This window comes from Streptomyces sp. NPDC091376 (assembly GCF_044757085.1).
In the GTDB taxonomy this organism is placed as follows: domain Bacteria; phylum Actinomycetota; class Actinomycetes; order Streptomycetales; family Streptomycetaceae; genus Streptomyces; species Streptomyces pratisoli.
In genome coordinates this window covers 29,569-55,134 of sequence record NZ_JBIVUF010000020.1, presented here as the reverse complement: position 1 = coordinate 55,134, position 25,566 = coordinate 29,569, and the positions used below count along the sequence as shown (strand labels likewise).

The 25,566-nt window shown below is 72.5% G+C and carries 19 protein-coding genes; 15 read left to right on the top strand and 4 right to left on the bottom strand.

Annotated elements, in window-relative coordinates; all coding sequences use genetic code 11:
- The first annotated feature begins 28 nt into the window (after positions 1–28).
- Positions 29–529 (top strand): MarR family winged helix-turn-helix transcriptional regulator, encoded by a 501-nt coding sequence (locus tag ACIQMR_RS32080; RefSeq protein ID WP_401394764.1) that lies wholly within the window; start codon positions 29–31, stop codon positions 527–529.
- Between the two features lie 135 nt (positions 530–664).
- Here ACIQMR_RS32080 and ACIQMR_RS32075 read toward each other — a convergent pair whose 3' ends face one another.
- The 3 genes from ACIQMR_RS32075 to ACIQMR_RS32065 are packed head-to-tail and all read right to left on the bottom strand — an operon-like array spanning position 665 to position 3,315.
- A complete protein-coding gene (locus ACIQMR_RS32075; protein WP_266374170.1) occupies positions 665–904 on the bottom strand; it encodes a hypothetical protein in 240 nt (79 codons plus the stop codon).
- Between the two features lie 20 nt (positions 905–924).
- Complete coding sequence (gene malQ, locus ACIQMR_RS32070; RefSeq protein ID WP_401394761.1) at positions 925–3,054, bottom strand: 4-alpha-glucanotransferase; 2,130 nt, start codon at positions 3,052–3,054, stop codon at positions 925–927.
- Positions 3,055–3,315 carry a hypothetical protein gene (locus ACIQMR_RS32065; protein WP_401394758.1) on the bottom strand — a complete coding sequence of 87 codons (261 nt, stop codon included), beginning with the start codon at positions 3,313–3,315 and terminating at the stop codon, positions 3,055–3,057.
- A 252-nt stretch (positions 3,316–3,567) separates the two neighbouring features.
- On the opposite strand from ACIQMR_RS32065, the gene ACIQMR_RS32060 reads away from it, so the two are divergent.
- On the top strand, positions 3,568–6,492 hold the full coding sequence (locus tag ACIQMR_RS32060) for a beta-N-acetylglucosaminidase domain-containing protein (RefSeq protein WP_401394756.1): 2,925 nt from the start codon (positions 3,568–3,570) through the stop codon (positions 6,490–6,492).
- A gap of 67 nt (positions 6,493–6,559) precedes the next feature.
- On the opposite strand, the gene ACIQMR_RS32055 is transcribed toward ACIQMR_RS32060, so the two are convergent.
- Positions 6,560–7,096 (bottom strand): HNH endonuclease, encoded by a 537-nt coding sequence (locus ACIQMR_RS32055; RefSeq protein WP_266374166.1) that lies wholly within the window; start codon positions 7,094–7,096, stop codon positions 6,560–6,562.
- Positions 7,097–7,341: 245 nt separating this feature from the next.
- Here ACIQMR_RS32055 and ACIQMR_RS32050 point away from each other — a divergent pair, with 245 nt between their 5' ends.
- The 13 genes from ACIQMR_RS32050 to ACIQMR_RS31990 all read left to right on the top strand — a co-directional run bounded on the left by ACIQMR_RS32050 (position 7,342) and on the right by ACIQMR_RS31990 (position 25,520).
- Positions 7,342–8,397 (top strand): mechanosensitive ion channel family protein, encoded by a 1,056-nt coding sequence (locus tag ACIQMR_RS32050; RefSeq protein ID WP_401394752.1) that lies wholly within the window; start codon positions 7,342–7,344, stop codon positions 8,395–8,397.
- Positions 8,398–8,607: 210 nt separating this feature from the next.
- Positions 8,608–9,810, top strand: a complete 1,203-nt coding sequence (locus ACIQMR_RS32045) for an ROK family transcriptional regulator (RefSeq protein WP_401394750.1) — start codon at positions 8,608–8,610, stop codon at positions 9,808–9,810.
- A 179-nt stretch (positions 9,811–9,989) separates the two neighbouring features.
- Positions 9,990–11,327 carry an ABC transporter substrate-binding protein gene (locus ACIQMR_RS32040; protein WP_401394747.1) on the top strand — a complete coding sequence of 446 codons (1,338 nt, stop codon included), beginning with the start codon at positions 9,990–9,992 and terminating at the stop codon, positions 11,325–11,327.
- Entirely contained in the window at positions 11,327–12,283 is a 957-nt protein-coding gene (locus ACIQMR_RS32035) for a carbohydrate ABC transporter permease (protein WP_401394744.1), read from the top strand. The genes ACIQMR_RS32040 and ACIQMR_RS32035 overlap by 1 nt, the downstream gene beginning before the upstream one ends.
- Positions 12,284–12,286: 3 nt before the next feature.
- Positions 12,287–13,195, top strand: coding sequence for a carbohydrate ABC transporter permease (locus ACIQMR_RS32030; protein WP_401394741.1), 909 nt, complete (start codon positions 12,287–12,289; stop codon positions 13,193–13,195).
- Between the two features lie 5 nt (positions 13,196–13,200).
- On the top strand, positions 13,201–14,511 hold the full coding sequence (locus ACIQMR_RS32025) for a 6-phospho-beta-glucosidase (protein WP_401394738.1): 1,311 nt from the start codon (positions 13,201–13,203) through the stop codon (positions 14,509–14,511).
- On the top strand, positions 14,508–15,521 hold the full coding sequence (locus tag ACIQMR_RS32020) for an N-acetylglucosamine kinase (RefSeq protein WP_401394867.1): 1,014 nt from the start codon (positions 14,508–14,510) through the stop codon (positions 15,519–15,521). Before ACIQMR_RS32025 ends, ACIQMR_RS32020 begins: the two co-directional genes overlap by 4 nt.
- Positions 15,522–15,927: 406 nt before the next feature.
- Complete coding sequence (locus ACIQMR_RS32015) at positions 15,928–17,322, top strand: hypothetical protein (RefSeq protein WP_401394735.1); 1,395 nt, start codon at positions 15,928–15,930, stop codon at positions 17,320–17,322.
- Between the two features lie 11 nt (positions 17,323–17,333).
- Positions 17,334–18,464, top strand: coding sequence for a glutamate ABC transporter substrate-binding protein (locus ACIQMR_RS32010; protein ID WP_401394732.1), 1,131 nt, complete (start codon positions 17,334–17,336; stop codon positions 18,462–18,464).
- A gap of 115 nt (positions 18,465–18,579) precedes the next feature.
- On the top strand, positions 18,580–19,866 hold the full coding sequence (locus ACIQMR_RS32005) for a hypothetical protein (RefSeq protein ID WP_401394729.1): 1,287 nt from the start codon (positions 18,580–18,582) through the stop codon (positions 19,864–19,866).
- Positions 19,863–22,634, top strand: a complete 2,772-nt coding sequence (locus ACIQMR_RS32000) for a tetratricopeptide repeat protein (RefSeq protein WP_401394726.1) — start codon at positions 19,863–19,865, stop codon at positions 22,632–22,634. The genes ACIQMR_RS32005 and ACIQMR_RS32000 overlap by 4 nt, the downstream gene beginning before the upstream one ends.
- 85 nt (positions 22,635–22,719) lie before the next feature.
- Positions 22,720–24,072: a protein phosphatase 2C domain-containing protein gene (locus tag ACIQMR_RS31995; RefSeq protein WP_401394723.1), complete on the top strand. Its 1,353-nt coding sequence runs from the start codon at positions 22,720–22,722 to the stop codon at positions 24,070–24,072.
- Positions 24,073–24,161: 89 nt separating this feature from the next.
- A complete protein-coding gene (locus ACIQMR_RS31990) occupies positions 24,162–25,520 on the top strand; it encodes a VWA domain-containing protein (protein ID WP_401394720.1) in 1,359 nt (452 codons plus the stop codon).
- Positions 25,521–25,566 lie beyond the last annotated feature (46 nt).

Genomic DNA, 25,566 nt, shown 5'->3' with positions numbered 1-25,566 from the left:
CAGTAACCGGAACGGCGAGACTGCTCCCATGACCTCGACCCCGGACCCCGTGGACGCCATCACCGCGCAGTGGGCCGCCGTGCGCCCCGAACTGGACACGGTTCCGATGGCCGTCTTCGGGCGGATCTACCGACTGTCGAGCGCGATGGCGCTGCGCATCGACAAGGCCTACAAGCCCTTCGGCATCGCACGCGGCGAGTTCGACGTACTCGCGACACTGCGGCGCTCGGGAGAGCCGTACACGCTCTCACCGCGCCAGCTGTCGGCGACGCTGATGCTGACGACGGGCGGCATGACCGGGCGCCTGGACCGCCTGGAGCGGGCCGGACTGCTCAGCCGCAGCCCCGACCCGCACGACCGGCGCGGACTTCGGGTGACCCTCAGCGACCGGGGCCGGGCGCTGGTGGACGAGGCCGTGGAGGCGGGACTCGCGGCGCAGCGCGACGCGCTGGAATCGGCGCTCGACGAGGAGGAGGCGGAGCAACTGGCAGGACTGCTGCGGAAGCTGCTGACCTCGATCGGGGCCTGAGGGCCCCTGGATGTATCGACCTGGAACGCGGCCCGTCGGGAAACCGGGCCGGGGAAGCCGGGCCGGGAACGCACGAAGGCGCCGCGCGGTGCGTACCGCGCGGCGCCCTCACGAAAGGTGCGAAGGAGCGGGTGCTCAGGCCTGCTTCTTGGGCCTGTCGGACTTGTCGAGGACCATCACCAGGCCCGCGATCACCAGGAACAGGACGATCGGCGCCGCGACGAACAGGCCGAGGGTCTCGGCCACGCTCAGGCCGGGACCCGGGTCGTCACCGTCGTCGGAGATCAGCGCGAGCGCCGGGGACGACATGAGCAGCATCATCAGCGTCGTACCGGCCGCGACGGTGCCGGCGCGCAGGGCGTTCTTCTTGTCCACGGTGCAAACGTAGCGAACGGCTAGGAGAGGCGCGCGCCCGGGGTGCCCGTACGGGGTGTGGGCGCCGTCCGGAAGATCTCCATCAGGGCGTGCAGCCGCGGCGAGGTGGCCAGTTCCTCCAGGGTCAGGGGGCGGCCTTCGGCATCCGCGACGGGCAGCCGCCAGTTCGGGTACTGGTCCCAGGTGCCCGGCATGTTCTGCGGCCGCCGGTCCCCCACCGCGTCCGGCAGCCAGACGCCGACCATCCGGGCGGGGGTGCTCAGCAGGAACCGGTACACGGCCCGGATCTCGCCCTCCTCGTCGTGCGTGCCCTCGGGCAGCAGGCCGAGCCGGGTCAGGCAGGCGCGCCACTCCGCGACCTCCGCGGAGTCCTCCGTACGCTCCTGGTCCAGCGGCCGGGTGAGCAGCCCCAGCCGGTGGCGCAGCGCCACGTGCTCGCCGGTGAGACGTGCCGCGGTGGACGGCAGATCGTGGGTGGTCGCGGTGGCCACACAGCCCTCGCGCCAGCGCCCCGGGGGCAGCGGCCGGCGGGTGCCGGTCCAGTCGCGCTCGAACCAGAGCACGGACGTGCCGAGCACGCCCCGGCGCGAGAGGCTCTCGCGCACGCCGGGCTCGACCGTGCCGAGGTCCTCCCCTATGACGACGGCGCCGGCGCGGTGTGCCTCCAGGACGAGGACGGCGAGCATCGCCTCGGCGTCGTAGCGCACGTACGTGCCCTCGGTCGGCTCGGCGCCGATGGGCACCCACCACAGCCGGAACAGGCCCATGACATGGTCGAGCCGCAGCGCACCCGCGTGCCGGAGGAGCTCGCGCAGGAGTCCGCGGTACGGGGCGTAGCCGGACGCGGCGAGGACGTCGGGCCGCCACGGCGGCAGACCCCAGTCCTGGCCGCGCGCGTTGAAGGCGTCCGGCGGCGCCCCCACCGACATCCCCGCGGCGAACGCGTCCTGCTGCGCCCAGGCGTCGGCGCCGCCCGGGTGCACGCCGACGGCGAGGTCGTGGACGATGCCGACGGACATTCCCGCGTCGCGCGCCGCCGTGGACGCCGCGGCCAGCTGCTCGTCGGTGAGCCAGGCGAGCCGGCAGTGGAAGTCGACCCGGTCCATCAGCTCATCGCGGGCGCGGGCGGTCTCCGCGGAGCGCGGGTCGCGCAGCCCGGCGGGCCAGGCGTGCCAGTCGGAGCCGTGGACCTCCGCGAGGGCGCACCAGGTGGCATGGTCGTCCAGCGCCTCGCCCCGGTCGGCCAGGAAGTCGCAGTACGCGGCCCACCGGCCGGGGCCGAGCGGAACGCGCAGCACCAGCTCCAGTGCCTGGAGCTTGAGCTCCCACACGGCGTCGCGGTCGATCAGCGCGCCCTTGCGCAGAACGGACCCGCGCAGCCCGGCCGCCTTCTCCACGAGCACGTCGAGGCGGACCCGGTCCTGGCCGGTGACGTACGCGTACTCGGGGACGTCCTCGATCCGCAGATGCACGGGATCGGGGAAGCGGCGCGAGGACGGCCGGTACGGGGACGGGTCGGTCGGCGCGCCGGGCACCGCCGCGTGCAGCGGGTTGACCTGCACGAACCCGGCTCCGAGCGCCCGGCCGGCCCAGGCCGCGAGCTCCGCGAGGTCTCCGAGATCGCCCATCCCCCACGACCGCGCGGACAGCAGCGAGTAGAGCTGCACCAGGAAGCCGTGCGCCCGCCCCGGCGGCGGTGCGACCGCCTCGGGCGCGACGACGAGCGTGGCGCGCGCCGTGCGGCCGTCGGGTGTGCGCACGGTCAATCCGTGCAAGCCGGTGGGCAGTTCGGCCCAGCCGGCGGGCGCGGCCGGCTGCTCGTCGGCGCCTCCCGCGCGCGGTGCGCGTTCGCGCCATTCCCGCTTGCCGCCGCCCTCCAGGTGCACCCGTACGCGGGCGCCCGGAGGAACGGCGACGGGTGGCCCGGTCACCGGGAGCCAGGCCACCACCGTCGGAGGGAGGAGGCGCTCCTCGGCGGCGCTGCCGGCCGCGGCGAGGGCCGTGCGGACCGCGTCCGGGGTGGCGGCGTCCACGCCGAGGGCGGCGAGCACCGCGACGACCGTGGAGTCGGGCACGGGGACGGTGACGCCCGCCGAGGGCGAGTACGTGGTGGCGACACCGTGCAGCGCGGCCAGCCGGGCCAGGCCCATTCAGACTCCTGGGGACTCCGTGCCGCCGGCTGCGCCGGGGGCGGTCGGTTCGCTGGTGAGGGGGGTGGCGTCGGCGAGCGGCGGCTCGCTGGTCAGGGGGGTGGCGTCGGCGAGCGGCGGCTCGCTGGTCAGCGGCAGGGCGGCGGTGAACGGCGGCTCGCTGGTCAGCGGCAGGACGTCGGCGAGCGGCGGCTCGCTGGTGAGCGGGCCGGGCACCGGTTTGGACAGGGCGGAGAGCAGCAGCTGCGCGGAAGCGGCCACGGGGGCCTCCTAAAGGTGGGCAACGGGACATTGCAGCCCTACCCAGCGGGCACGGCCGCAGACGTACACCTGTCGTCAACGTGTTCCGTGTCACATTCTGCTCCACGCACGGGAGTTGAGCCGCCCGTCCGCGTCCCTCGCGCGTCGCCGGGCAAATACGACACAACAGTCAGCCACATTGACACGTTCACCGCACCGGTGGTGGGCTCGAACCCGTTTCGCTGGGGCACGGGGAGTCGAGGGGAGCCTGATGTGCGGTTCGGGCGCAGAAAGCAGACGGCTACGGCCGTCGCCGTCGCGGTCATCGGCGGACTGCTCGGCACGGCTCCCGGAGCCGCCGCCGCCCCGGACGTACCGGGTCCCCCCGCCACCACCGTGCCCGACCGGGAGGGCGAGGGGACACCGCCCGCGGTCTGGCCGCGTCCGCAGACGCTGAAGTCCACCGGAGCGGCCGTGCGGCTCGGTGAGGACGTGACCCTCCTCGCCGCCCCGGACGCCGATCCGTACGCCGTGGAAGCGGTCCGCGAGACGCTGCGTGCCGCCGGGGTGCGGACCGTCCACACCTCGCTGCCCGGCCGTGGCCCCGTGCTCCATCTCGGCGGCAGCGGCGCACTCGAAGCCCTGCGCGCCCTGCGCGCCTCCGAACGCGCCGATCTGCCCTCCGGCGGCTACCGCATCGCCACCGGCCGTGTCTTGGGCCGGGACACCGTCGCCCTTGACGGTGTCGGTGCCGACGGGCTGTTCCACGGCGCCCAGACGCTGCGGCAGCTCGTCGAGGAGGGCTCGGTCGCCGGCGTCGCCGTGCGGGACTGGCCCGGCACGGCGGTGCGCGGAGTGACGGAGGGGTTCTACGGACAGCCCTGGACCCACGAACAGCGGCTGGCTCAGCTCGACTTCATGGGCCGGACCAAGCAGAACCGGTACCTCTACGCGCCGGGCGACGACGCCTTCAGGCAGACCCGCTGGCGCGATCCGTATCCCGCCGACCAGCGCGCCGCGTTCCGCGAACTCGCCGAGCGGGCCGCCCGCAACCATGTGACGCTCGCCTGGGCCGTCGCCCCCGCCCAGTCCATGTGCCTGGCCTCCGACGACGACGCCAAGGCCCTCAAGCGCAAGGTCGACGCGATGTGGGCGCTCGGCGTCCGCGCCTTCCAACTGCAGTTCCAGGACGTCAGCTACAGCGAGTGGCACTGCGACCGGGACGCCGACACCTTCGGCTCGGGGCCCGCCGCCGCGGCGAAGGCGCAGGCGCGGCTCGCCGGGGAGCTGGCGGACCATCTCGCGCAACGCCACCCCGAGGCGGCGCCGCTCACGGTGATGCCGACGGAGTTCTACCAGGACGGCGCGACCGAGTACCGCACGGCCCTCGCCTCGGCACTCGACGCCCGGGTGCAGGTCGCCTGGACCGGCGTCGGGGTCGTACCGCGCACCATCACCGGGCGGGAACTGGCCGGGGCGCGCGAGGTGTTCCGCCACCCGGTGGTCACGATGGACAACTATCCGGTCAACGACTACGCCCAGGACCGGCTCTTCCTCGGCCCCTACACCGGCCGCGAGCCGGCCGTCGCGACGGGCTCGGCGGCGTTGCTCGCCAACGCCATGGAGCAGCCGGCCGCCTCCCGCATCCCCCTGTTCACCGCCGCCGACTACGCCTGGAACCCCAAGGGTTACCGGCCGCAGGAGTCCTGGCGGGCGGCGATAGACGACCTCGCGGGCGGCGATCCGAAGACCCGGGAGGCGCTCGGCGTGCTCGCCGGGAACCACGCGTCGTCCCTGCTCGACCCCACCGAGTCCGCCTATCTGAGCCCGCTGCTGGCGGAGTTCTGGCGCTCCCGTACCAGCACGGACGCGGACGCCAGGGACGCGGCGGCCGGACGACTGCGGGCCGCGTTCACCGTGATGCGGGAGGCGCCGCGGCGACTGGCCTCGCTCGATGCCGAAGTGGGGCCGTGGGTCGACCAGCTGGCGCGCTACGGCACGGCGGGCGAGGTCGCCGTCGACATGCTCCAGGCCCAGGCGCGCGGCGACGGCGAGACGGCGTGGCGGTCCTCGCTGGCCCTCGCGCCGCTGCGCACGGCGATCGGCGCACGGCAGGTCACGGTCGGCAACGGCGTCCTCGGCCCGTTCCTGACCCGCGTGGCGAAGGAGTCCGCGGCGTGGACGGGCGCGGACCGCAGGCCAGGACCGGTGACCCGGACCGCCGACGCGTACACGGTGCGGCTGGACCGCGCCCGGCCCGTCGAAGTGGTGACCGCGATGACCGAGCCCGCCGCGGAGGGCGCGGCCGGCGTCGCGGGCACGCTGGAGGCGCATGTGCCGGGCGAGGGCTGGCGCCGGCTCGGCGCGCTCACCCCGTCCGGCTGGACGCAGCACCGCACCCAGGGACTGCGGGTGGACGCGCTGCGGATCACCGGGGCGGCCGGTGTCCACGCGCTCGTCCCGTGGTTCGCCGACGAACCCCGGGCGCGGCTCGCGCTCGTACGGGGCGAACTGGACGCGCCCATCGGCGGCGGCCCGCAGCGGACCGAGGCGTACGTGGCCGCCCGGCGGCCGGACGAGGTGCGGGGTCCGCTGACCGCGAAGGCCCCGAAGGGCATCACGGTGGCCGTGCCGAAGGAGGTGCGGGTGCCGCGGGGCAGGCGGACGGCCGTGCCGGTCGAGGTGACCGTGCCGCCGGGGACTCCGGCGGGCGAGTACCAGGTGCCGTTCACCTTCGACGGCGAGGAGCGCACCCTGACCGTGCGGGCCTACCCGCGCACCGGCGGCCCCGATGTGCTGCGTACCGCCAGGGTCTCGTCCTCAGGCGACGAGACGCCCGACTTCCCGGCCTCCGCGGCCACGGACGGCGACCCGGCCACGCGCTGGTCCTCCCCCGCGGAGGACGGCGCCTGGTGGCAGGCGGAGCTGCCCGGGCAGACCCGGCTGGGCCAGGTCGTGCTGCACTGGCAGGACGCCCACGCCACGCGATACCGCATCCAGGTCTCGGCGGACGGCCGCAACTGGCGCACGGCGGCGACGGTCCGCGACGGCAGGGGCGGACGCGAGTCGATCCGCATGGACGCGCCGGGCATCCGCTTCGTCCGGGTGCAGGGCGAGACTCGCGCGACCCGCTTCGGCTACTCACTGTGGTCGGTGGAGGCGTACGCGGTGTCGGAGCAGGGGGCCGGCGCTCCCTGACCGAGGGCCGGCGCCCCCTGACCCGAGGGCCGGCGGGGGCACCCGCACACAACAGTGGCCCGGATCCTCAGGCGGATATGCCGTCGATCCGGGCCATCGCGTCGTCCGCGCCGAACGGCTGCAGATATGGCAGCCAGCGCGGGTCCCTATGCCCTGTGCCGATGATGCGCCAGGCCAGGCCGCTCGGCGGGGCTGGTTGGTGCCGCAGCCGCCAGCCCAGCTCGCGCAGGTGCCGGTCGGCCTTGACGTGGTTGCAGCGGCGGCACGCGGCCACCACGTTGTCCCAGACGTGCTGACCGCCGCGACTGCGCGGAACGACGTGGTCGACGCTGGTTGCGACGCCACCGCAGTACATGCAGCGGCCCCCGTCGCGGGCGAACAGCGCGCGGCGGGTCAGAGGAACGGGCCCCCGGTAGGGGACCCGGACGAAGCGCTTGAGCCTGACCACGCTGGGCGCGGGCATCACTCGGGTCTCGCTGTGCATGAAGGCGCCGGACTCCTCGAGACAGATGGCTTTGTTCTCGAGGACGAGGACGAGCGCGCGGCGGAGCGGTACGACGCCGAGCGGCTCGTACGACGCGTTGAGGACCAGGACATGCGGCACGGATGCCTCCTTGTACGCCGGCGGCGCGTGGCTCGCGCCGGGACGATCTGCTCTCAGTCTCTCCTCATGCCTGGTCGAAGCGCCACTACGTCCCCGTAACGGGCCGGAAGGATTTTGTGTGCGCTCGGCCACACCGGAAGGATGCCCGGGTGAGCCTCGTCTCTCCCCCCGGTGAAGGACCGGGGCATCCCCGATGCCCCGTTAGTGTGGATGGTCCGCCGACCGCACAACCGGAGGTCCCCGCCGTGTTCCTGGCCGCCGATCCGTCTGCCCCGCCCGTCACGCTCGACGAGGCCGCGGAGAGGGCCAACAACGCCGCCGGCTGGGTGGAGCAGAACTGGTCCACCTGGCTCAGCGTCGGTCTGCGCATCCTGCTGATCGTGGTTATCGCGGTCCTGCTGCGGATCGCGATCCGCCGCGCGCTCACCAAGCTCATCGAACGGATGAACCGCAGCGCCCAGGCCGTGGAGGGCACGGCCCTCGGCGGTCTGCTGGTGAACGCCGAACGGCGCCGTCAGCGTTCCGAGGCGATCGGTTCCGTCCTGCGGTCCGTCGCCTCGTTCGTGATCCTCGGCACGGCCGGCCTGATGGTCCTCGGCGCGCTCAACATCGATCTGGCGCCGCTGCTCGCCTCGGCGGGCGTGGCCGGTGTGGCGCTCGGCTTCGGTGCCCGCAATCTCGTCACCGACTTCCTGTCCGGCGTCTTCATGATCCTGGAGGACCAGTACGGCGTCGGCGACTCGATCGACGCGGGTGTCGCCTCGGGCGAGGTGATCGAGGTCGGTCTGCGGGTGACGAAGCTGCGCGGTGACAACGGCGAGATCTGGTACGTCCGCAACGGCGAGGTCAAGCGGATCGGCAACCTCAGCCAGGGCTGGGCGACGGCGTCCGTCGCCGTCGCGGTGCGCCCGTCGGAGGATCTGGACCAGGTCCGCAAGGTCATCGAGGAGGCCGCCGGGACCATGACCAAGGACGAGCCGTGGAACGAGCGGCTGTGGGGTCCCGTCGAGGTACTGGGCCTGACCGAGGTGCTGCTGGACCAGATGACGGTCTCGGTCGCCGCGAAGACCATGCCGGGCAAGGCGCTGGGCGTGGAGCGCGAGCTGCGCTGGCGCATCAAGCGGGCGTTCGACGAGGCGGGCATCCGGATCGTCGGCGGTCTGCCGCTGCAGGCGGACGGCGAGCAGCCCGTGAAGGACCCGACGGCCGGCGTCGCGGCCCCGTCGGCCTACTCCTCGACGACGTCGCCCCAGTCTCTGGCGGCGTCCCCCATCTCCCCGCCCGCCAGCCTGTCGAAGTAGCCGCAGGAGGGCTCAGGACGGGCCCGGGACGCCGCAGGAAGTCGTACGAGCCCGGAAAGGGCGCCCCCGCCGTGACGGCGGGGGCGCCCTTTTCACGTCACGGGGCATTCGCGGGTCGCGGGGTATTGACGGAGCGACGGCGGGGCACTTACCTTCTCGTCGTCAATTAGGAAACTTTCCTAACAATGCTCGAAGGGCAGGTGCGTCGTCGTGGCCGGTACTACCCCGGGGACACCGCGCGTACTCCGTGCCATGAACGACCGCGCGGCGCTCGATCTGCTGCTGGAGCACGGGCCGCTCTCGCGCACCCGGATCGGCAAGCTGACCGGTCTGTCCAAGCCCACCGCCTCCCAGCTGCTGGCCCGGCTGGAGGCCGCGGGTCTGGTCGTCGCCACCGGCACCACCGAAGGCCGGCCGGGGCCGAACGCGCAGCTGTACACGATCAACGCCCGCAGCGCCTTCGCCGCCGGCCTCGACGTGACCCCGCAGCGCATCCGCGCCGCCGTCGCCGACATCACCGGAGCGACCGTCGGCGAGTTCGTCCTGCCGACCCCGGCACGGCGCGGCGAGGGTGTCGTGCGGCAGGTCACCGACGCCCTCGACGGGGCCGTGAAGGCCGCCGGGATCACCCGGGCCGATGTGCACCGCCTGGTCATCGGCACCCCGGGCGCCTTCGACCCGTCGACCGGGCGGCTCCGGTACGCGTCCCATCTGCCCGGCTGGCACTCCCCCACCCTGCTCGACGAACTGGCGGCCGTGCTGCCGATGCCCGTCGAGTACGAGAACGACGTCAACCTGGTCGCCGTGGCCGAGCAGCGGCTCGGCGCCGCCCGCGGCCATGACGACTTCGTTCTGCTGTGGAACGAGGAGGGACTCGGCGCCGCCCTCGTCATCGGCGGACGGCTGCACCGCGGCTTCACCGGCGGCGCGGGCGAGGTCGGCTTCCTGCCGGTGCCCGGTACGCCCCTGGTGCGACAGGTCTCCAAGGCGGGCAGCGGCGGCTTCCAGGAACTGGCCGGCGCGCAGACGGTGCCCCGGCTGGCGAGGGAACTCGGCATCGAGGACATCGGGCAGGGGTCGCACCCCGAGGTCGCGGCCGGGCTGCTGGAGCGGGCCGCGGAGGCCGAGTCGGGTCCGTACCGCATGCTGCTCGACGCCTTCGGGACCGGCCTCGCCACCGGTCTCGCCTCCATGGTCGCCGTACTCGACCCGGAACTCGTCGTTCTCTCCGGACCGCTGACCGTCGCCGGCGGGGAACCGCTGCGGACACGGGTCCAGTCGGAGCTGGCCGAACTGGCCCCGTCCCGGCCGCGTCTCGTCATCGGCGACGTGCAGGAGCATCCCGTGCTGCGCGGGGCGCTGGAGAGCGCCCTGGCGGCCACCCGCGACGAGGTCTTCGACACCTCGCGCTGAAGTCCACACCACCGCCCCCGACCCGGTCCTCAGCCCCGTCCAGGTCCACTGCTCCACCTCGGTCCACTGCTCCATCTCGGTCCGCTGGTCCGCCTCCGGTCCACTGCCCCGTCCCGGTCCACTGCTCCGCTCCGTCCGACCCCGTCCCGTCCATGCCCCGCCCCCAGGGAGACAGCGTCATGCCCGGAAGCCGCCGCACCACGGCCGTCGCACTGGCCGCGACCGCCTCGATAGCCCTGCTCGCCACCGCCTGTACGGGGTCCAACGACGCCGGCGCGAAGGACGACCCGAACGCGCGGACCACCCTCACCTTCTGGCACGGCTGGAGCGCGCCCAGCGAGGTCGAGGCGATCGCGGCGAACATCGAGGCGTTCGAGGCGAAGCACCCCAACATCAAGGTCAAGGTCGTCAAGGGCATCACGGACGACAAGCTCAACCAGGCGCTGCGGGCGGGCGGCTCGAACGCTCCGGACGTCGTCTCCTCCTTCACCACCGACAACGTGGGCCGCTTCTGCTCCACCAACGCACTCGCCGACCTCAAGCCCTTCCTGGACAAGGCGAAGATCGACCCGGCGAAGACCTTCCTGCCGCAGATGGCCAAGTACACCGAGCACGAGGGCAAGCGCTGCACGGTGCCGCTGCTGGGTGACGCGTACGGCCTCTACTACAACAAGAAGGCGTTCGCCGAGGCCGGCGTCACCGCCCCGCCGAAGACGCTCTCCGAGTTCGACGAGGTCGCCAAGAAGCTCACCAAGGCCAAGGGCGACAGCTACGAGCAGCTCGGCTTCATGCCCAACTTCCAGGGCTACGAGACCACCTTCGAGCACTACGCCGCCCAGTTCGGCATCCAGTACCTCGACGGCGAGGGCAAGTCCAGCCTGGCCTCGGACCCCAACACCAAGGCACTGCTGACCTGGCAGAAGGGACTCGTCCAGAAGCTGGGCGGCTACCAGAAGCTGGAGAAGTTCCGCACCGGGCTCGGCGACGAGTGGGGCCCCAAGCACCCGCTGCACACCGGCCAGGTCGCCATGCAGCTCGACGGCGAATGGCGCGGCAAGATGGCGAAGGACGCGAAGCTGCCGTTCGAGATCGGCGCGGCGCCCTTCCCCGTGCCGGACGACCAGGCCGCCGACTACGGCAAGGGCTATCTGTCCGGGACCATCCTCGGCATCGCCAGCACCAGTGAGAAGCAGAACGCCGCCTGGGAACTGGTGAAGTACCTGTCGACCGACACCGACGCGGTCGTCTCCTTCGCCAACGCGATCCACAACGTGCCGTCCACCCTGGCCGCCCTGAAGTCGCCGAAGCTCAACAACGACCCCGTGTACCGCACGTTCGTCGACATCGCGCAGCACCCGAAGAGCGCACACGCTCCGTCCTCGGTGAACGGCGGCGCCTTCCTGCTGACCGCCCAGGACTTCGGCGTCGCCTACGAGGCCGGGCGGGAGAAGGACCTCGACGCCGGGCTGAAGAAGACCGACGCCCAGGTCGACAAGGACAACGAGCAGGCGGGCTGATGACCGCGGCACTCCCCGTCCCGGCGGGGCTGAGGGCGAAGCGCAGGAGAGCTGCGCTTCGCACCCTCGGTTTCCTGTCGCCCTGGCTGATCGGGTTCGGCGTCTTCTTCGCCTACCCCCTGGTCTCGGCCGTCTACTTCTCCTTCATGAAGTACGACGGTTTCACCGCGCCCACCTGGGTGGGCCTGAAGAACTGGGCGTACGTCTTCGGCGACTACCCGTTCTTCTGGCCGGCCCTGCGCAACACGCTCTGGCTGATCGTGGTCATGGTGTCGCTCCGGGTCGTGTTCGGCCTCGGCGTCGGGCTGCTGGTGACGAGGATCAGGACGGGCGCGGGACTGTTCCGGACGCTGTTCTATCTGCCGTACCTGGCCCCGCCGGTCGCGGCGACCATGTCGTTCGTCTTCCTGCTGAACCCGGGTACGGGACCGGCGAACACCGTCCTGGCGGCGCTGGGGCTGCCGGAGCCCGGCTGGTTCAACGACCCGTTCTGGTCGAAGCCCTCACTGACGATCCTGGCCCTGTGGGGCATCGGCGACCTCATGGTGATCTTCATGGCGGCGCTGCTCGACGTGCCGAAGGAGCAGTACGAGGCGGCCGAACTGGACGGGGCCGGGTCCTGGCAGCGGTTCCGGTACGTCACGCTGCCGAACATCTCCCCGATCGTGCTGTTCTCCGTGATCACCGGAGTGATCGCGACGATGCAGTACTACACGGAACCGATCGTCGCGGCGAAGGTCGCCAGCGGGGTGATCGGCGGCTCCGGGCAGCAGTTCGAGCCCGGCTATCCGGACAAGACCACGCTCACCGTTCCGCAGATCGTCTACAACCTCGGCTTCCAGCGGTTCGACACGGGTGCCGCGTGTGTCGTGGCCCTGGTGCTGTTCGCGCTGGCCATGGTGTTCACAGCGTTTCTGATGAGACGGCGCTCCGGCTTCCTGTCGGCGGAGGACTGAACGATGACCCCCACCACGACACTCACCCCGGCGGCACCCGCCGTGCGTAGCCCGGCCGGCGGCGGCTCCGCCCTGCGCAGCGCGCGGCGCAGGGCCGCCCTGGAGTGGATCGCTGTCCACTCACTGGCGATCGCCGCCGCCCTGTTCTTCCTCCTCCCCTTCGTGTTCGTGTTCCTGACCGCGGTGATGAGCGACGACCAGGCGCTCACCCGCGAGCTGTGGCCGCACACCTGGGAGTGGGGCAACTTCGCCACCGTGTGGAACACACCCGGGTTCCTGACCTGGTGGCGCAACACCCTGCTGTACGCGGGACTCGGCACGGTGCTCGCGGTCGGGTCAAGCATCCCGGTGGCCTACGCGCTGGCGAAGTTCCGCTTCCGCGGCAGAAGTCTGGCGATGATGCTGGTCATCGCGATGATGATGCTGCCGCCCCAGGTCGTCGTCATCCCGATGTACCTGTTCTGGGCGAAGCAGCTGGACCTGGCGGGCACCCTGTGGCCGCTGATCATTCCGTTCGCCTTCGGCAACGCGTTCACGATCTTCCTGCTGCGGCAGTTCCTGCTGACCATCCCGAAGGAGTACACCGAGGCGGCCAGGATCGACGGCTGCGGCGAGTTCCGGACGATGGTGCGGATCGTGCTGCCGATGGCGAAGCCGGCGATCGCGGCCGTGGCGCTGTTCCACTTCTTCTACTGCTGGAACGACTACTTCGGCCCGCAGATCTACGCCTCGGAGAATCCCGCCGCCTGGACGCTCTCCTACGGCCTGGAGTCCTTCAAGGGCGCGCACCAGACGGACTGGAACCTGACGATGGCCGCGACCGTGATGATCATGGCGCCGGTGATCGTCGTGTTCTTCTTCGCACAAAAGGCCTTCATCGAGGGCGTCACACTGACCGGAGTGAAGGGCTGACACACATGCTGCATTCCCACGGGGAACCACCCCTCGCCCCCCGGCCGGCCAAGATCGCGGTGGTGGGTGGCGGATCCACCTACACCCCTGAACTAATCGACGGTTTCGCCCGGTTGAGGGACACCCTGCCGATCGGCGAGCTGGTCCTCATCGACCCGGCCGCCGGCCGGCTGGACCTGGTCGGCGGGCTCGCCCGGCGGATCTTCGCCAAGCAGGGCCATCCCGGGACCATCACGACCACCGCCGACCTCGACGCGGGTGTCGCCGGAGCGGACGCCGTGCTCCTGCAGCTCCGTGTCGGCGGGCAGGCCGCGCGGGAGAAGGACGAGACCTGGCCGCTGGAGTGCGGCTGCGTGGGTCAGGAGACGACCGGCGCCGGCGGGCTCGCCAAGGCCCTGCGCACGGTGCCCGTGGTGCTGGACATCGCCGAACGGGTCCGGCGCGCCGCACCGGAGGCCTGGATCATCGACTTCACCAACCCGGTGGGCATCGTCACCCGTGCCCTGCTCCAGGCCGGTCACAGGGCCGTCGGGCTGTGCAACGTGGCGATCGGGCTGGAGCGGAAGTTCGCCGCGCTGCTGAACACGGCCCCCGGCGAGGTGCATCTGGACCATGTGGGCCTCAACCACCTCACCTGGGAGACGGGTGTACGACTCGGTGGGCCCGAGGGCGAGAACGTCCTGCCGGCCCTGCTCGCCGAGCACGGCGACACCATCGCGGGCGACCTCCGGCTGCCTCGGGAGGTCCTGGACCGGCTCGGCGTCGTCCCCTCGTACTACCTGCGCTACTTCTACGCGCACGACGCGGTCGTACGGGAACTGAGGACCAAACCGTCGCGGGCCGCCGAGGTCGCCGCGATGGAGAGGCAGCTGCTGGAGATGTACGGCGACCCGGCACTCGACGAGAAGCCGGCTCTGCTCGCCAAGCGGGGCGGCGCGTTCTACTCGGAGGCGGCGGTCGATCTGGCCTCCTCGCTCCTGGGCGCGGGAGGCAGCCCGTACCAGGTGGTCAACACGTACAACAACGGGACGCTGCCCTTCCTGCCCGACGACGCCGTCATCGAGGTGCAGGCCGCCGTCGGCACCAAGGGCGCCTCGCCGCTGGCGGTGCCGGAGCTCGACCCGCTGTACGCCGGGCTGATCGCCAACGTCACGGCGTACGAGGACCTGGCGCTGCAGGCCGCGCTGCGCGGCGGCCGCGACCGGGTCTTCAAGGCACTGCTGTCCCACCCCCTGATCGGCCAGTACGAGTACGCCGAGGCGCTCACCGACCAGCTGATCGCGCACAACCGGGAGCACCTTTCGTGGGCGGAGTGACCCCTTCGGTGTCGGTGCTCGCCGTCGACGCCGGCAACAGCAAGACCGACGTGGCCGTGATCGGGCCCGACGGTTCCGTGATCGGGGCGGCGCGCGGTGGCGGCTTCCAGCCGCCCGCGGTGGGCGTCCGGGCGGCTCTGGACGGCCTTGCCGAGCCGGTGGAACGGGCCCTCGGACAGGCCGGGATCCGGGCCGTCACGCATGTCTCCGCCTGCCTCGCCAACGCCGATCTCCCGGTCGAGGAGGAGGAGTTGACGGCCGCCGTGCACGCCCGTGGCTGGGGCGGGACGACCGTCGTGCGCAACGACACCTTCGCGATCCTGCGCGCCGGGGTCGACGAACCACGGGGCGTGGCCGTCGTCTGCGGCGCGGGCATCAACTGCGTGGGCATGCTCCCGGACGGCCGCACCGCCCGCTTCCCGGCGATCGGCAGGATCTCCGGCGACTGGGGCGGGGGCGCCGGACTCGCCGAGGAGGCACTGTGGTTCGCCGCGCGGGCCGAGGACGGGCGCGGCGAGGCGACGGAGCTCGCGCGGACGCTTCCGGCGCACTTCGGTCTGGAGTCGATGTACGCGCTGATCGAGGCGCTGCATCTGGGCCGTATCGCCGGGGCGCGCAGGCACGAGCTGACGCCTGTCCTCTTCGCCACGGGCGCCGCGGGCGATCCGGTGGCCCGCGCGCTCGTCGACCGGCTCGCGGACGAGGTCGTCGCCCTGTCGACGGTGGCGCTCGGCCGGCTCGGTCTGCTGGACGAGGAGGTGCCCGTGGTGCTGGGCGGCAGTGTGCTGGCCGCCCGTCATCCGCAGCTGAGCGACAGGATCGACGAACTGCTGGCGGCCCGGGCGCCGAAGGCGGCCGTGTCCGTGGTCACCTCGCCACCGGTGCTGGGTGCGGCGCTGCTGGGACTCGACCATGTCGGAGCGCCGGCGCGGGCGCGGGCGCGACTGCGGGAGGGATACGCGCAGTGGGGCGGGTCTCGTTCGCGCCGTCAGGATCACACGCACGGGTGACGCGTTGCGGACGGTGCGCCGGGAGTGGTCCACGGCCCCGGGCCCTTCGTGCGCGCCGCCCGGCGGCGCCACGCGCGCGGGCTCCGTTTCACGTCGCGACGCCGCTGAACCCGGCGTGAGGGGAACCGATCCGGGTCCGGGGACGTATTGATGGTGGGGGCGCGGGAAGCAGGGGGCGGCATTGACGCAAAGGGCGGAATAGCACAAGATCCAGTGAATCCCGGGTGTGGATGTCCGCCCCTGCGGCCATACTGCTGGCCGGAAGCCGTCCCCCGACCCGCCGGGAGGCGGGACGTCGTCAGTGACCAAGGGGGAGGTCAAGGTGACACACACGCCGCATCAGGGAGGTCCGCCGGCGCCACCCGTGCCTCAGGTCCCGGCGCAGCCGGGGCCGTTGCCCGGAGCGATGCCGCCGTCACTGCCGGCGCCGTTGCCCGCACCCGGCTCACGGCCGTCCGCCGACGAGTCGGCGTCGCCCCCGGGGGCGCTCGCGCGGCGCAGTGCCTGGGCGGAGACGACGGCGCAGCTGCGCGCCGCCGCGACGACGGAGCCCGGCCGACTGCGGATCATCGGCGCCGTACTGGCCGCGCTGGTCGTGGCGTTCGGTGTGGTGACCGCCTTGGAGATCGCCGACCGCGCCACCGCGGCCGATGACGTGGTGAGCCGCAGCCAGCCACTGAGCGCGGACGCGGCGAGCATCTACCGGTCCCTCGCCGATGCCGACACGGCCGCGGCGAGCGGGTTCCTGGCCGGAGCGCAGGAACCCGCCGCGACCCGGAACCGGTATCACCAGGACATCGCCAGTGCGTCCCGGCTGCTGGTGAAGGCCGCGGCGAACACGGACAGTTCCACCGAGTCGGGCCACTGGATCGCCACGCTCAACGAGCAGCTCCCCCGCTACACGGGCCTGATAGAGCGGGCCCGAGCGAACAACCGACAGGGACTCCCCCTCGGCGGCGCCTATCTGCGGTACGCGAACCAGCAGATGACCACGGAGCTGCTCCCGGCGGCCCAGAAGCTGTACGACGCGGAGACGGCCCGGCTCTACGACGACCACGGCGACGCGCGGCTGTGGCCGTTCCTGTCGCTGGCCATCGGCGTGGCGGCGCTCGGAGGTCTGGTCTGGGTGCAGCGCCGCAACTACCACCACACGAACCGGGTGTTCAACCACGGACTGCTCGCGGCCACGGCGGCGTCCGCGGTGATCCTGCTCTGGCTCGGGGTGGGGCACGCGGTCGCCAGAGCCGAGCTGAACGACGCGCGGGCGCACGGCCAGGAGTCCCTGAAGGTCCTCAACGACGCCCGGATCAGCAGTCTGAAGGCCCGGGCCAATGAGAATCTGACCCTGGTCGCGCGTGGCGCCGTGCTCACGGCGGACGGCAAGAGCGACAAGTACGAGACGGACTACACGGCGGGCATGAGCAGACTCCGTGACTCGCTCGTCCGGGCGGAGAGCCTCGCCGACGACGGCGAGGGCCGCACACCGGTCGCGACCGCCGTCACCGCGGTGTCCGAGTGGAAGACCCGGCACAAGTCCGCCAGCGACACCGACAAGGCCGGGGACTACGACGGGGCCCTGGCCAAGGTGATCGGCAGCAAGGGCTCCACGGGGCAGTGCTTCGACCAGGTCGACGCCGCGCTGGACCGGGCCCTGGCCCATGAGCAGGCCGAGTTCACGCAGTCGGCTCAGGACGGCAGGGGCGCGCTGGCGGGCCTGCCGATCGGGGCGGCGGCGCTCGCGGTGCTCGGTGCGCTGGGCGCGATCCTCGGCATCGGCCGCAGGCTTTCGGAGTACCGGTGAGAGGGGGAGAGATGGGAAACGGGATGCCGGACGCGACGTCGGCCACGGCACCGGGCCCGGACGGGACGTCGGCCGTGGCACCGGGCGTGACACCGGATGTCACACCGGACGCCGGTAGGGCGAGGCCGCGCCTCACGGTTCGGCCGGGGAGCCGGCTCCGCGGCTGGGGCGGTGTCGCCGCGATGGCGGCGGCCTGTGCGCTGACCGCGGTGCTCACCCTGGTTCCGCTCTCGCACGGTGGCCCGCCTGCCGGTGCGCCGGCAGGCGCGGGCGCGGGCGCGGCCGCCGCGCAGCCCGCGAAGGCCGACGACTGCGAGAGCCCGGAGTCCTCGCTGCGGCCGTCGTCCGAGGACGGACCGGCGATCGAGGAGATCAAGCAACGCGGCATGCTCATCGTCGGCGTCGACCAGAACAGCTACCGCTGGGGCTACCGCCGCGCCGACGGCAAGCTGGAGGGCTTCGACATCGATCTGGCCCGGGTGATCGCGCAGGACATCCTCGGCGACCCCGAGAAGGTCATCTTCCGGGCCGTACCCACCAACCAGCGGATCGCCGCGCTCAACAACGGCACGGTGGACCTCGTCGTACGGACGATGACCATCAACTGCGCCCGGATCAAGCAGGTCGCCTTCTCCACGGCCTACTTCCAGACCGGCCAGCAGGTGCTCGCGCCCCGGCAGTCCACGATCACCGGCTTCGACGCGTCGCTCGCGGGGAAGAAGGTCTGCTCGGCCGAGGGCTCCACGGCCTACGAGGCGCTGGCGAAGGGCCCGCACGGCGCCGAGTTCAAGGACAAGGACGACGAAGGCCCCGGCGACAAGGACCGGTTGACGGTCTCCAACCAGCTGGACTGCCTGGTCCGGCTGCAGCTCGGCGAGGTCGACGCGGTCGTGACGGACGCGGCGCTCGCGGCGGGCCAGGCGGCGCAGGACCCCTCCGTCGAACTGAAAGGCGACAAGCCTTTCACCACCGAGTACTACGGCGTGGCGGCCAAACTGGGCAGGGACGACCTCGTCCGCCGGGTCAACAAGGTCCTCGACGAGTACCGCGCCGGCCCCTGGATGCAGGCGTACGCCAAGTGGCTGAAGAAGGACCTGCCCGGCATATCCGGTCCGCCGGTGCCCAAGTACCGGGACAATTGATCCGGTTGGGACGCTGAGTCCGACGGGTTCGACTCTGCCGGGAGGTCCGGCAGCACATCGCAGAGCACAAGCGGAGAGGTGATCGATGGGCGTCGCGGGACCCCCCGGGCCGGTAATGGACCGGGACGAGGTGGACCGTGCGCTGGCGCGGCTCGGGGAGGAGCACGAGGCGATCGAGACCTCGCTCCTCGCCCTGCAGGACCACGCGGGCCGCAGGCTCCTGGAGGGCGCGGAGCTGACGGGCGTCACCAAGGACCGCTGGGCCTCCACCGAGCAGGCCATCACCCTGCTGTGGGGCTACTTCGACGCGTACGCGGCGGCGTTGCGCTCGGCGCGTGAGCTGCGCGCCCGGCGCCGCTGGCCCAACCGGGACGACCTCGTCGAGCTGACCGACCGGCTGCGCGGCCCCAGCGTCACCGTCGCCGGCTCCGCCGCCCATCCGGCCCCGTCCGTGACGGGCCCGGCCAGGCTCTCCGAACGCTTCACGCTGGAGGGCCTGGTCAGCAGGATGAACACGCTGTACGCACGCTCGCTGGACCTGGTGGTCGCCGCCGACTCGGTGTGGTCGGCACTGCCCGCCCGGATCGATCTGCTCTCCGCGGAGCTGCAGCGCACCCGTTCGCTGGCCCACTCGGTGGGTGTGCGGCCGGGAGAGCACCCGGCGGGCGATGATCTGGAATCGATCACCCACGAGCTGTCCACGCTGCGTGCGCAGGTCGTTTCCGACCCGCTGGCGTTCTGGTCGCCCGCGCCGGTCAGTTCGGCGCCCGGAGGCGGCCGCCCCGACACGGACCGCTACGACCGGGCGGCGCGCGCTCTGGAGGACGTACGCCGTGAGATCGAGGCGGTCCTCGCGGTCCGCCAGGATTCGGAGGAGCGGCTGCTGCGGCTGCGCGACGTGCTCTCGCGCGCGGACCGCACGCTCACCGAGGCACGTTCCGCGCGGGGTGAAGTGCTCGCGAAGATCGCCGCGTCCGAGGTGCCCGCGGTCAGCGGCCCGCCGACGGTCCTGCAGGAGCGGCTCGCCACGGCAGCCGAGTACCGCAGGCACGCCCAGTGGCACCGGCTCTCGCCGCTGCTGGAGTCCCTTGAGCGGGAGGCGGAGGAGGAACTGCTGCGCGCGCGTGAGTCGTTGACGGCGGTGACGGCACCGCTCGCGGTCCGCGCGGAGCTGCGCGGGCGCCTCGACGCGTACAAGGCGAAGGTCGCCCGGCACGGCATGGCGGAGGACCCGCTGCTGATCGAGCGGTACGACGCGGCCCGCCGGATGCTGTGGAGCGCGCCCTGCGATCTGCGCGCCGCCGAGCAGGCGGTCCTGCGCTACCAGCGGGCCGCGGGGGAGGTCCTGGTGCCCCGGCAGGCGGGACCCAGGGACAGCACTGGTCACCAGGGGGAATCATGAGTGACATGGCGAAGTGCAGCCGCCCGGACTGTGAGGGCTCGTACGAGGACGTCGGCGGCGGCGAGCTGTACTGCGACACCTGCGGGCTGGCGCCCGAGTCCGGGCGCAAGGAGCCGGCCGCGGCGGCCTCCCCCGGCGCGGTCTCCTGTCAACGGCCCGGCTGCGAGGGCTCGTACGAGGACGTGGGAGGCGGCGAGCTGTACTGCGACACCTGCGGGCTCGCCCCCGTCGTGTCGCCGACCGGCTCGCTGTCGTCACCGCCGACCGGGCTGACGGCGGGCGGCAAGGGAAGCAACAGCTCGTCCGCGCGGAGCGGTTCCCGGTCCGCGCGGTCCTCCCGGTCGTCGCGTTCCTCGACGTCGCGGCGGTCCGTGTCGGGGCGGCTGTCCCGTTCGTTGTCCGGCCGCAGTTCAGGCCGCTCGGTCTCGGTCCGCAGCTCGGGCGCGTCGGCGTCCTCGTCGGGGCGGAACCGGCTGGGCGCGGGCCTGGTCACCGTCCCGGACGTGCCGCGCCCCGATCCGCGGTCCGCGGTCATGGCGAACCCCGAGGTCCCCGAGCGCAAGCGGTTCTGCAGCCGCAGCGACTGCGGAGCGCCCGTGGGACGTGCCCGCGGCGACCGGTCCGGGCGCACCGAGGGGTTCTGCACCAAGTGCGGCCACCCGTACTCCTTCGTGCCGAAGCTGCGCGAGGGCGACATCGTCCACGGGCAGTACGAGGTGATCGGCTGTCTGGCGCACGGCGGCCTCGGCTGGATCTACCTCGCCATAGACCGGGCGGTGTCCGACCGCTGGGTGGTCCTCAAGGGCCTCCTCGACACGGGTGACCAGGACGCGATGGCCGCGGCCATCTCCGAGCGCCGCTTCCTCGCGGAGATCGAGCACTCCAACATCGTCCGCATCTACAACTTCGTCGAGCACCTCGACCAGCGGACCGGCTCCATGGACGGCTACATCGTCATGGAGTACGTGGGCGGCAAGGCCCTCAAGGAGATCGCCAACGAACGGCGCGCTCCCGACGGCAAGCGGGACCCGCTGCCGGTCGAGCAGGCCTGTGCGTACGGGATCGAGGCGCTGGAGGCGCTCGGGCATCTGCACAGCCGGAATCTGCTGTACTGCGACTTCAAGGTCGACAACGCGATCCAGACCGAGGACCAGCTCAAGCTCATCGACATGGGCGCGGTGCGGAGGATGGACGACGACGAGTCGGCGATCTACGGCACCGTCGGGTACCAGGCACCGGAGGTCGCGGAGGTCGGCCCCTCGGTCGCCTCCGACCTCTACACGGTGGCGCGCACGCTGGCGGTGCTCACGTTCGACTTCCAGGGGTACACGAACGTGTTCGTGGACTCCCTGCCCGACCCGGACCACATCGAGGTGTTCCGGACCTACGAGTCGTTCTACCGGCTCCTCGTCCGCGCGACCGACCCGGACCCGGCGCGCCGCTTCGCCTCCGCGCAGGAGATGGCCGACCAGCTGACGGGCGTCCTCAGGGAGGTCGTCGCCCTCCAGTCCGGCCGCCCGCGCCCGTCGCTTTCGACACTCTTCGGCCCGGAGCTGCGCGTCACGGACACGGAGCTGTTCGCCGAACTGCGGGGCGAGGTCTCGGCCCTGGGCACCCGCCGGCCCGCGCGCCGCGTCCGCGGCGGCGCCGCCGGGCAGGCGGGCGGCGCCCCGCTCACCGGCACGGCGACCGGAATCCCCGGCGGGACAGACGGCGCGGCCCACGGCGCCGCTTCCGGCGCGTCGCCGGGGTACGCGTACGCGTACGCGCCGACGCCGGCCTCACTGCCCTCGCCGCGCGGGGAGCTGACGGCGGCGCAGCTGCCGCCCGGCGGGGAGCCGCGGCTCGCGGCGCTGGACGTGCGGGCGACCGCGCTGGCGCTCCCGGTGCCGCGGGTCGACCCGAACGACCCGAACGCGGGCTTCCTCGCCGGTGTGCTGGCCTCCGCGCCGGCCGAGCTGATCGCCGCGCTGCACGGCGCCCCCGCCGCCTCCGTGGAGCTGCGGCTGCGCGAGCTGCGCGCCCGGCTGGAGATGGGCGAGCTCACGTCCGCGACGACCTCTCTGGCGGATCTGGAGGCGCGTCACCCCGACGACTGGCGGATCGTCTGGTACCGCGGCATCGCCTCGCTCGCGACCGGCGACGACGAGACGGCAGCGCTGTCCTTCGACGCGATCTACGACGCCTTCCCGGGCGAGGCCGCCCCGAAGCTGGCGCTCGCCGTGTGCGCCGAGGTGCTGGGCCAGTTGGACAACGCCGCGGAGTACTACCGCCTGGTGTGGGCAACCGACCCGAGCTATGTGAGCGCCGCGTTCGGCCTGGCCCGGGTCCAGCTGGCCGCGGGCGACCGCGTCAAAGCCGTGCGTACGCTGGAGTCCGTGCCGGAGGCGTCCATCCACTACACGGCCGCGCGGGTCGCCGCGGTCCGTGCGCGGCTGCGCCGACGCGCCGCGCACGATCCGCTGATCGACGATCTGACGGCCGCGGCGGCCCAGGTCACCGCCCTGGACGCACTCGGCCTGGACGCCGTGCGCCGCGAGCGGTTGTCCACGGAGGTTCTGGGTACGGCCCTGGACTGGGTACTCTCCGGCAGTGCCGGCGCCCGGCCGGGGAGCACTGCCCTGCTCGGCAGCGAACTGGACGAGCGCGGACTGCGGTTCGGTCTTGAGCGTTCGTTCCGGGTGCTCGCCCGCCTCGCCCGGCACGGTGAGGAACGGATCGAACTGGTGGAGCGGGCCAACCGCTACCGCCCCCGGACGTGGGTGTGATGCTGTGCTGTCCCGGGGACCAAGCCCCGGACCTCCGGCGGAAGGACCGAGGCGCGCCCGGCATGTCAAGGCGAGGTGAAAGCGAATGACGCCACAGATGCCCCAGTTGTCGGCCTGCCCCGGTTGCAAGGAACCGCTCGAGTCCGGCGACCTGTTCTGCGGTGCGTGCGGGTACGACCTGTCCGCCGTACCGGCGCCGCCGAAGGACCACCCCACGATCGCGATGGGCGCGCCGGTCGACTGGCCCGAGGCCCCCGAGGCGGGTGGCTCGGGCCTGCCGGCGCCGGCGCAGCGGCCGGGCGAGGTGCCGGGCACCGACTCGGGTGGCCGTCAACTGCCCGCGACCGCGGTCCGCTTCGACGGCCCGGACGCACAGACCGGCCCGGACGCGCAGCCCGGCCCTGCCGCGGTCCCGGGCCGGGCGGCACCCGCCGGCTCGGGGGACTTCGAGCTGGCCGCGCCCGATCCCCGTGCCTCCGGGCACGCGGGAGGGCACGCCGCCACACCACCGGCAGGCACGAAACTCTGTGTCGCCTGTCGCGCGGGCCATGTCGATCCCGACGGCTACTGCGAGAACTGCGGACACGCCCAGCCGCGCGAGCGCGACCACATGGAGCAGGAGCTGGGCTCGGTCGCCGCGGTCAGTGACCGGGGTCTGCGGCACCACCGCAACGAGGACTCGTTCGCCGTGTCGTCGACGGCGCTGCCCGACGGCTCACCGGCGGTCATCGCCATCGTCTGTGACGGCGTGTCCTCGGCCACCCGTCCCGACGACGCCTCCTCGGCCGCGGCGAGTTCGGCCAACGAGTCGCTCCTGGCGGCGCTGCCCGGCGGTACGCATCCGCAGCAGGCGATGCACGAGGCGATCCTCGCCGCGGCCTCCGCGGTCAACTCGCTGGCGGCCGAGCCGGGCCAGGCCATGGAGCACGATCCGCACCGCCATCAGAACGCCCCGGCGTGCACGCTGGTGGGTGCGATCGTGGCCGCCGGTCTGCTGGTGGTGGGCTGGGTCGGCGACAGCCGGGCGTACTGGGTCCCCGACGACCGCAGCGGCCCGCCCGCCCGGCTCACCGAGGACGACTCGTGGGCGGCGCAGATGGTCGCCGCGGGCCTGATGAGCGAGGCCGAGGCCTACGCGGACGAGCGGGCCCACGCCATCACCGGCTGGCTCGGCGCCGACGCGTACGAACTGGAGCCGCACACCGCTTCCTTCAAACCGGACCGTCCCGGTGTGGTCGTGGTCTGCACGGACGGCCTGTGGAACTACGCGGAGGCGCCGGAGGACATGGCGCAGGTCCTGCCGCAGGACGCGGCCGGACGGCCGCTGCACGGGGCGCAGGTCCTGGTCGGTCATGCGCTCGACGGCGGCGGCCACGACAACGTAACAGTGGCCGTGCTCCCGTTCGCCGTGCCGCAGCAGGGGGCAGGATCGGCCTGAAGAAGGCCTCGCCTCCAGCCCCGCGCGTCCGTTCGGCACCCTTTTCGTCACGTCTGCCTGTCAAGCGGAGCCTCAAGGAGCCAGTCCAGATGGCCAATTTCTCGAAGTCGAACGTGCCGCAGTTCTCCGTCGAGGTGTACCAGAACGAGTTCCTGCCGGAAGGCGGGCGCGAAGTGAACGCGATCGTCACCGTCACCTCCACCGGCGGAGGCACCAACGGCCGCACCCCCGCAACCGGAACCGCTACCTCCGCTCCGTCGATACCGGGGCAGCGCACCGACGCCGCTGTAGTGATCATGGTCGACTGCTCGGGCTCGATGGACTATCCGCCGACGAAGATGCGCAACGCGCGCGATGCCACGGCCGCCGCCATCGACACCCTGCGCGACGGCACGGCCTTCGCGGTGGTCGCGGGTACGCATGTGGCCGCTGAGGTCTATCCGGGCGGCGGCCGGCTGGCGACCGCCGATCCCTCGACGCGAGGGCAGGCCAAGGAGGCACTGCGCCGGCTGAGCGCGGGCGGCGGGACCGCGATCGGCACCTGGTTGCGCCTGGCGGACCGGCTGCTGGGCTCAGCCGAAGTCACCATCCGGCACGGCATTCTGCTCACCGACGGCCGCAACGAGCACGAGTCGCCGGAGGATCTGCGGGCCGCCCTCGACGCGTGCGCGGGCCGTTTCACCTGCGACGCCCGCGGTGTGGGCACCGACTGGGAGGTCAAGGAGGTCACGGGCATCGCCTCCGCGCTGCTGGGCACGGCCGACATCGTCGCCGATCCGTCCGGCCTCGCCGCGGACTTCACGCGGATGATGGAGAACGCGATGGGCAAGGAGATCGCGGATGTCGCGTTGCGGCTGTGGACGCCCGTCGGCGTGGAGATCAAGTTCGTGAAGCAGGTGGCGCCGACGGTCGAGGAACTGACCGGTCGGCGCACGGAGGCGAGCCCGCGCGCCGGGGACTATCCGACCGGTTCATGGGGCGACGAGTCCCGCGACTACCACGTGAGTGTGCAGGTGCCCCAGGCCGCCATCGGTCAGGAGATGCTGGCGGCCCGGGTCTCGCTGATCCTTCCCGACCCGGCGGGCGGCACCCCGCAGACGCTCTCCCAGGGTCTGGTCCGGGCGGTGTGGACGGATGACATGGCTGCGTCGACGTCCATCAACCCCCAGGTCGCCCACTACACGGGTCAGGCCGAACTGGCGCATGTCATCCAACAGGGGCTTGATGCGCGCAAGTCGGGAGATTTCGACGGCGCCACGGCGAAGCTGGGCCGGGCCGTGCAACTGGCGGCGGCCTCCGGAAACGAGGACACTGCGAAGCTGCTGGCGAAGGTGGTGGACGTCGTCGATGCGGCGACAGGTACTGTGCGGCTGAAGGCAAGGGTCGCGGAAGCGGACGAGATGACGCTCGAAACGCGCTCCACCAAGACAGTTCGCGTGAAGAAGTAAGTCACGCGGCGGTCACAAGCAGTCAGGAAAGCACAACGTGTCCGGC

Excerpts from the sequence above, each read along its gene's own strand:
- ACIQMR_RS32035 (WP_401394744.1), top strand. The coding sequence starts at position 11,327 with ATGACCGCGGCACTCCCCGTCCCGGCGGGGCTGAGGGCGAAGCGCAGG.
- ACIQMR_RS32005 (WP_401394729.1), top strand. The coding sequence starts at position 18,580 with ATGGACCGGGACGAGGTGGACCGTGCGCTGGCGCGGCTCGGGGAGGAG.
- ACIQMR_RS31995 (WP_401394723.1), top strand. The coding sequence starts at position 22,720 with ATGACGCCACAGATGCCCCAGTTGTCGGCCTGCCCCGGTTGCAAGGAA.
- ACIQMR_RS32030 (WP_401394741.1), top strand. The coding sequence starts at position 12,287 with ATGACCCCCACCACGACACTCACCCCGGCGGCACCCGCCGTGCGTAGC.
- ACIQMR_RS32080 (WP_401394764.1), top strand. The coding sequence starts at position 29 with ATGACCTCGACCCCGGACCCCGTGGACGCCATCACCGCGCAGTGGGCC.
- ACIQMR_RS31990 (WP_401394720.1), top strand. The coding sequence starts at position 24,162 with ATGGCCAATTTCTCGAAGTCGAACGTGCCGCAGTTCTCCGTCGAGGTG.
- ACIQMR_RS32025 (WP_401394738.1), top strand. The coding sequence starts at position 13,201 with ATGCTGCATTCCCACGGGGAACCACCCCTCGCCCCCCGGCCGGCCAAG.
- ACIQMR_RS32010 (WP_401394732.1), top strand. The coding sequence starts at position 17,334 with ATGGGAAACGGGATGCCGGACGCGACGTCGGCCACGGCACCGGGCCCG.
- ACIQMR_RS32040 (WP_401394747.1), top strand. The coding sequence starts at position 9,990 with ATGCCCGGAAGCCGCCGCACCACGGCCGTCGCACTGGCCGCGACCGCC.
- ACIQMR_RS32000 (WP_401394726.1), top strand. The coding sequence starts at position 19,863 with ATGAGTGACATGGCGAAGTGCAGCCGCCCGGACTGTGAGGGCTCGTAC.
- ACIQMR_RS32015 (WP_401394735.1), top strand. The coding sequence starts at position 15,928 with ATGCCGCCGTCACTGCCGGCGCCGTTGCCCGCACCCGGCTCACGGCCG.
- malQ (WP_401394761.1), bottom strand. The coding sequence starts at position 3,054 with ATGGGCCTGGCCCGGCTGGCCGCGCTGCACGGTGTCGCCACCACGTAC.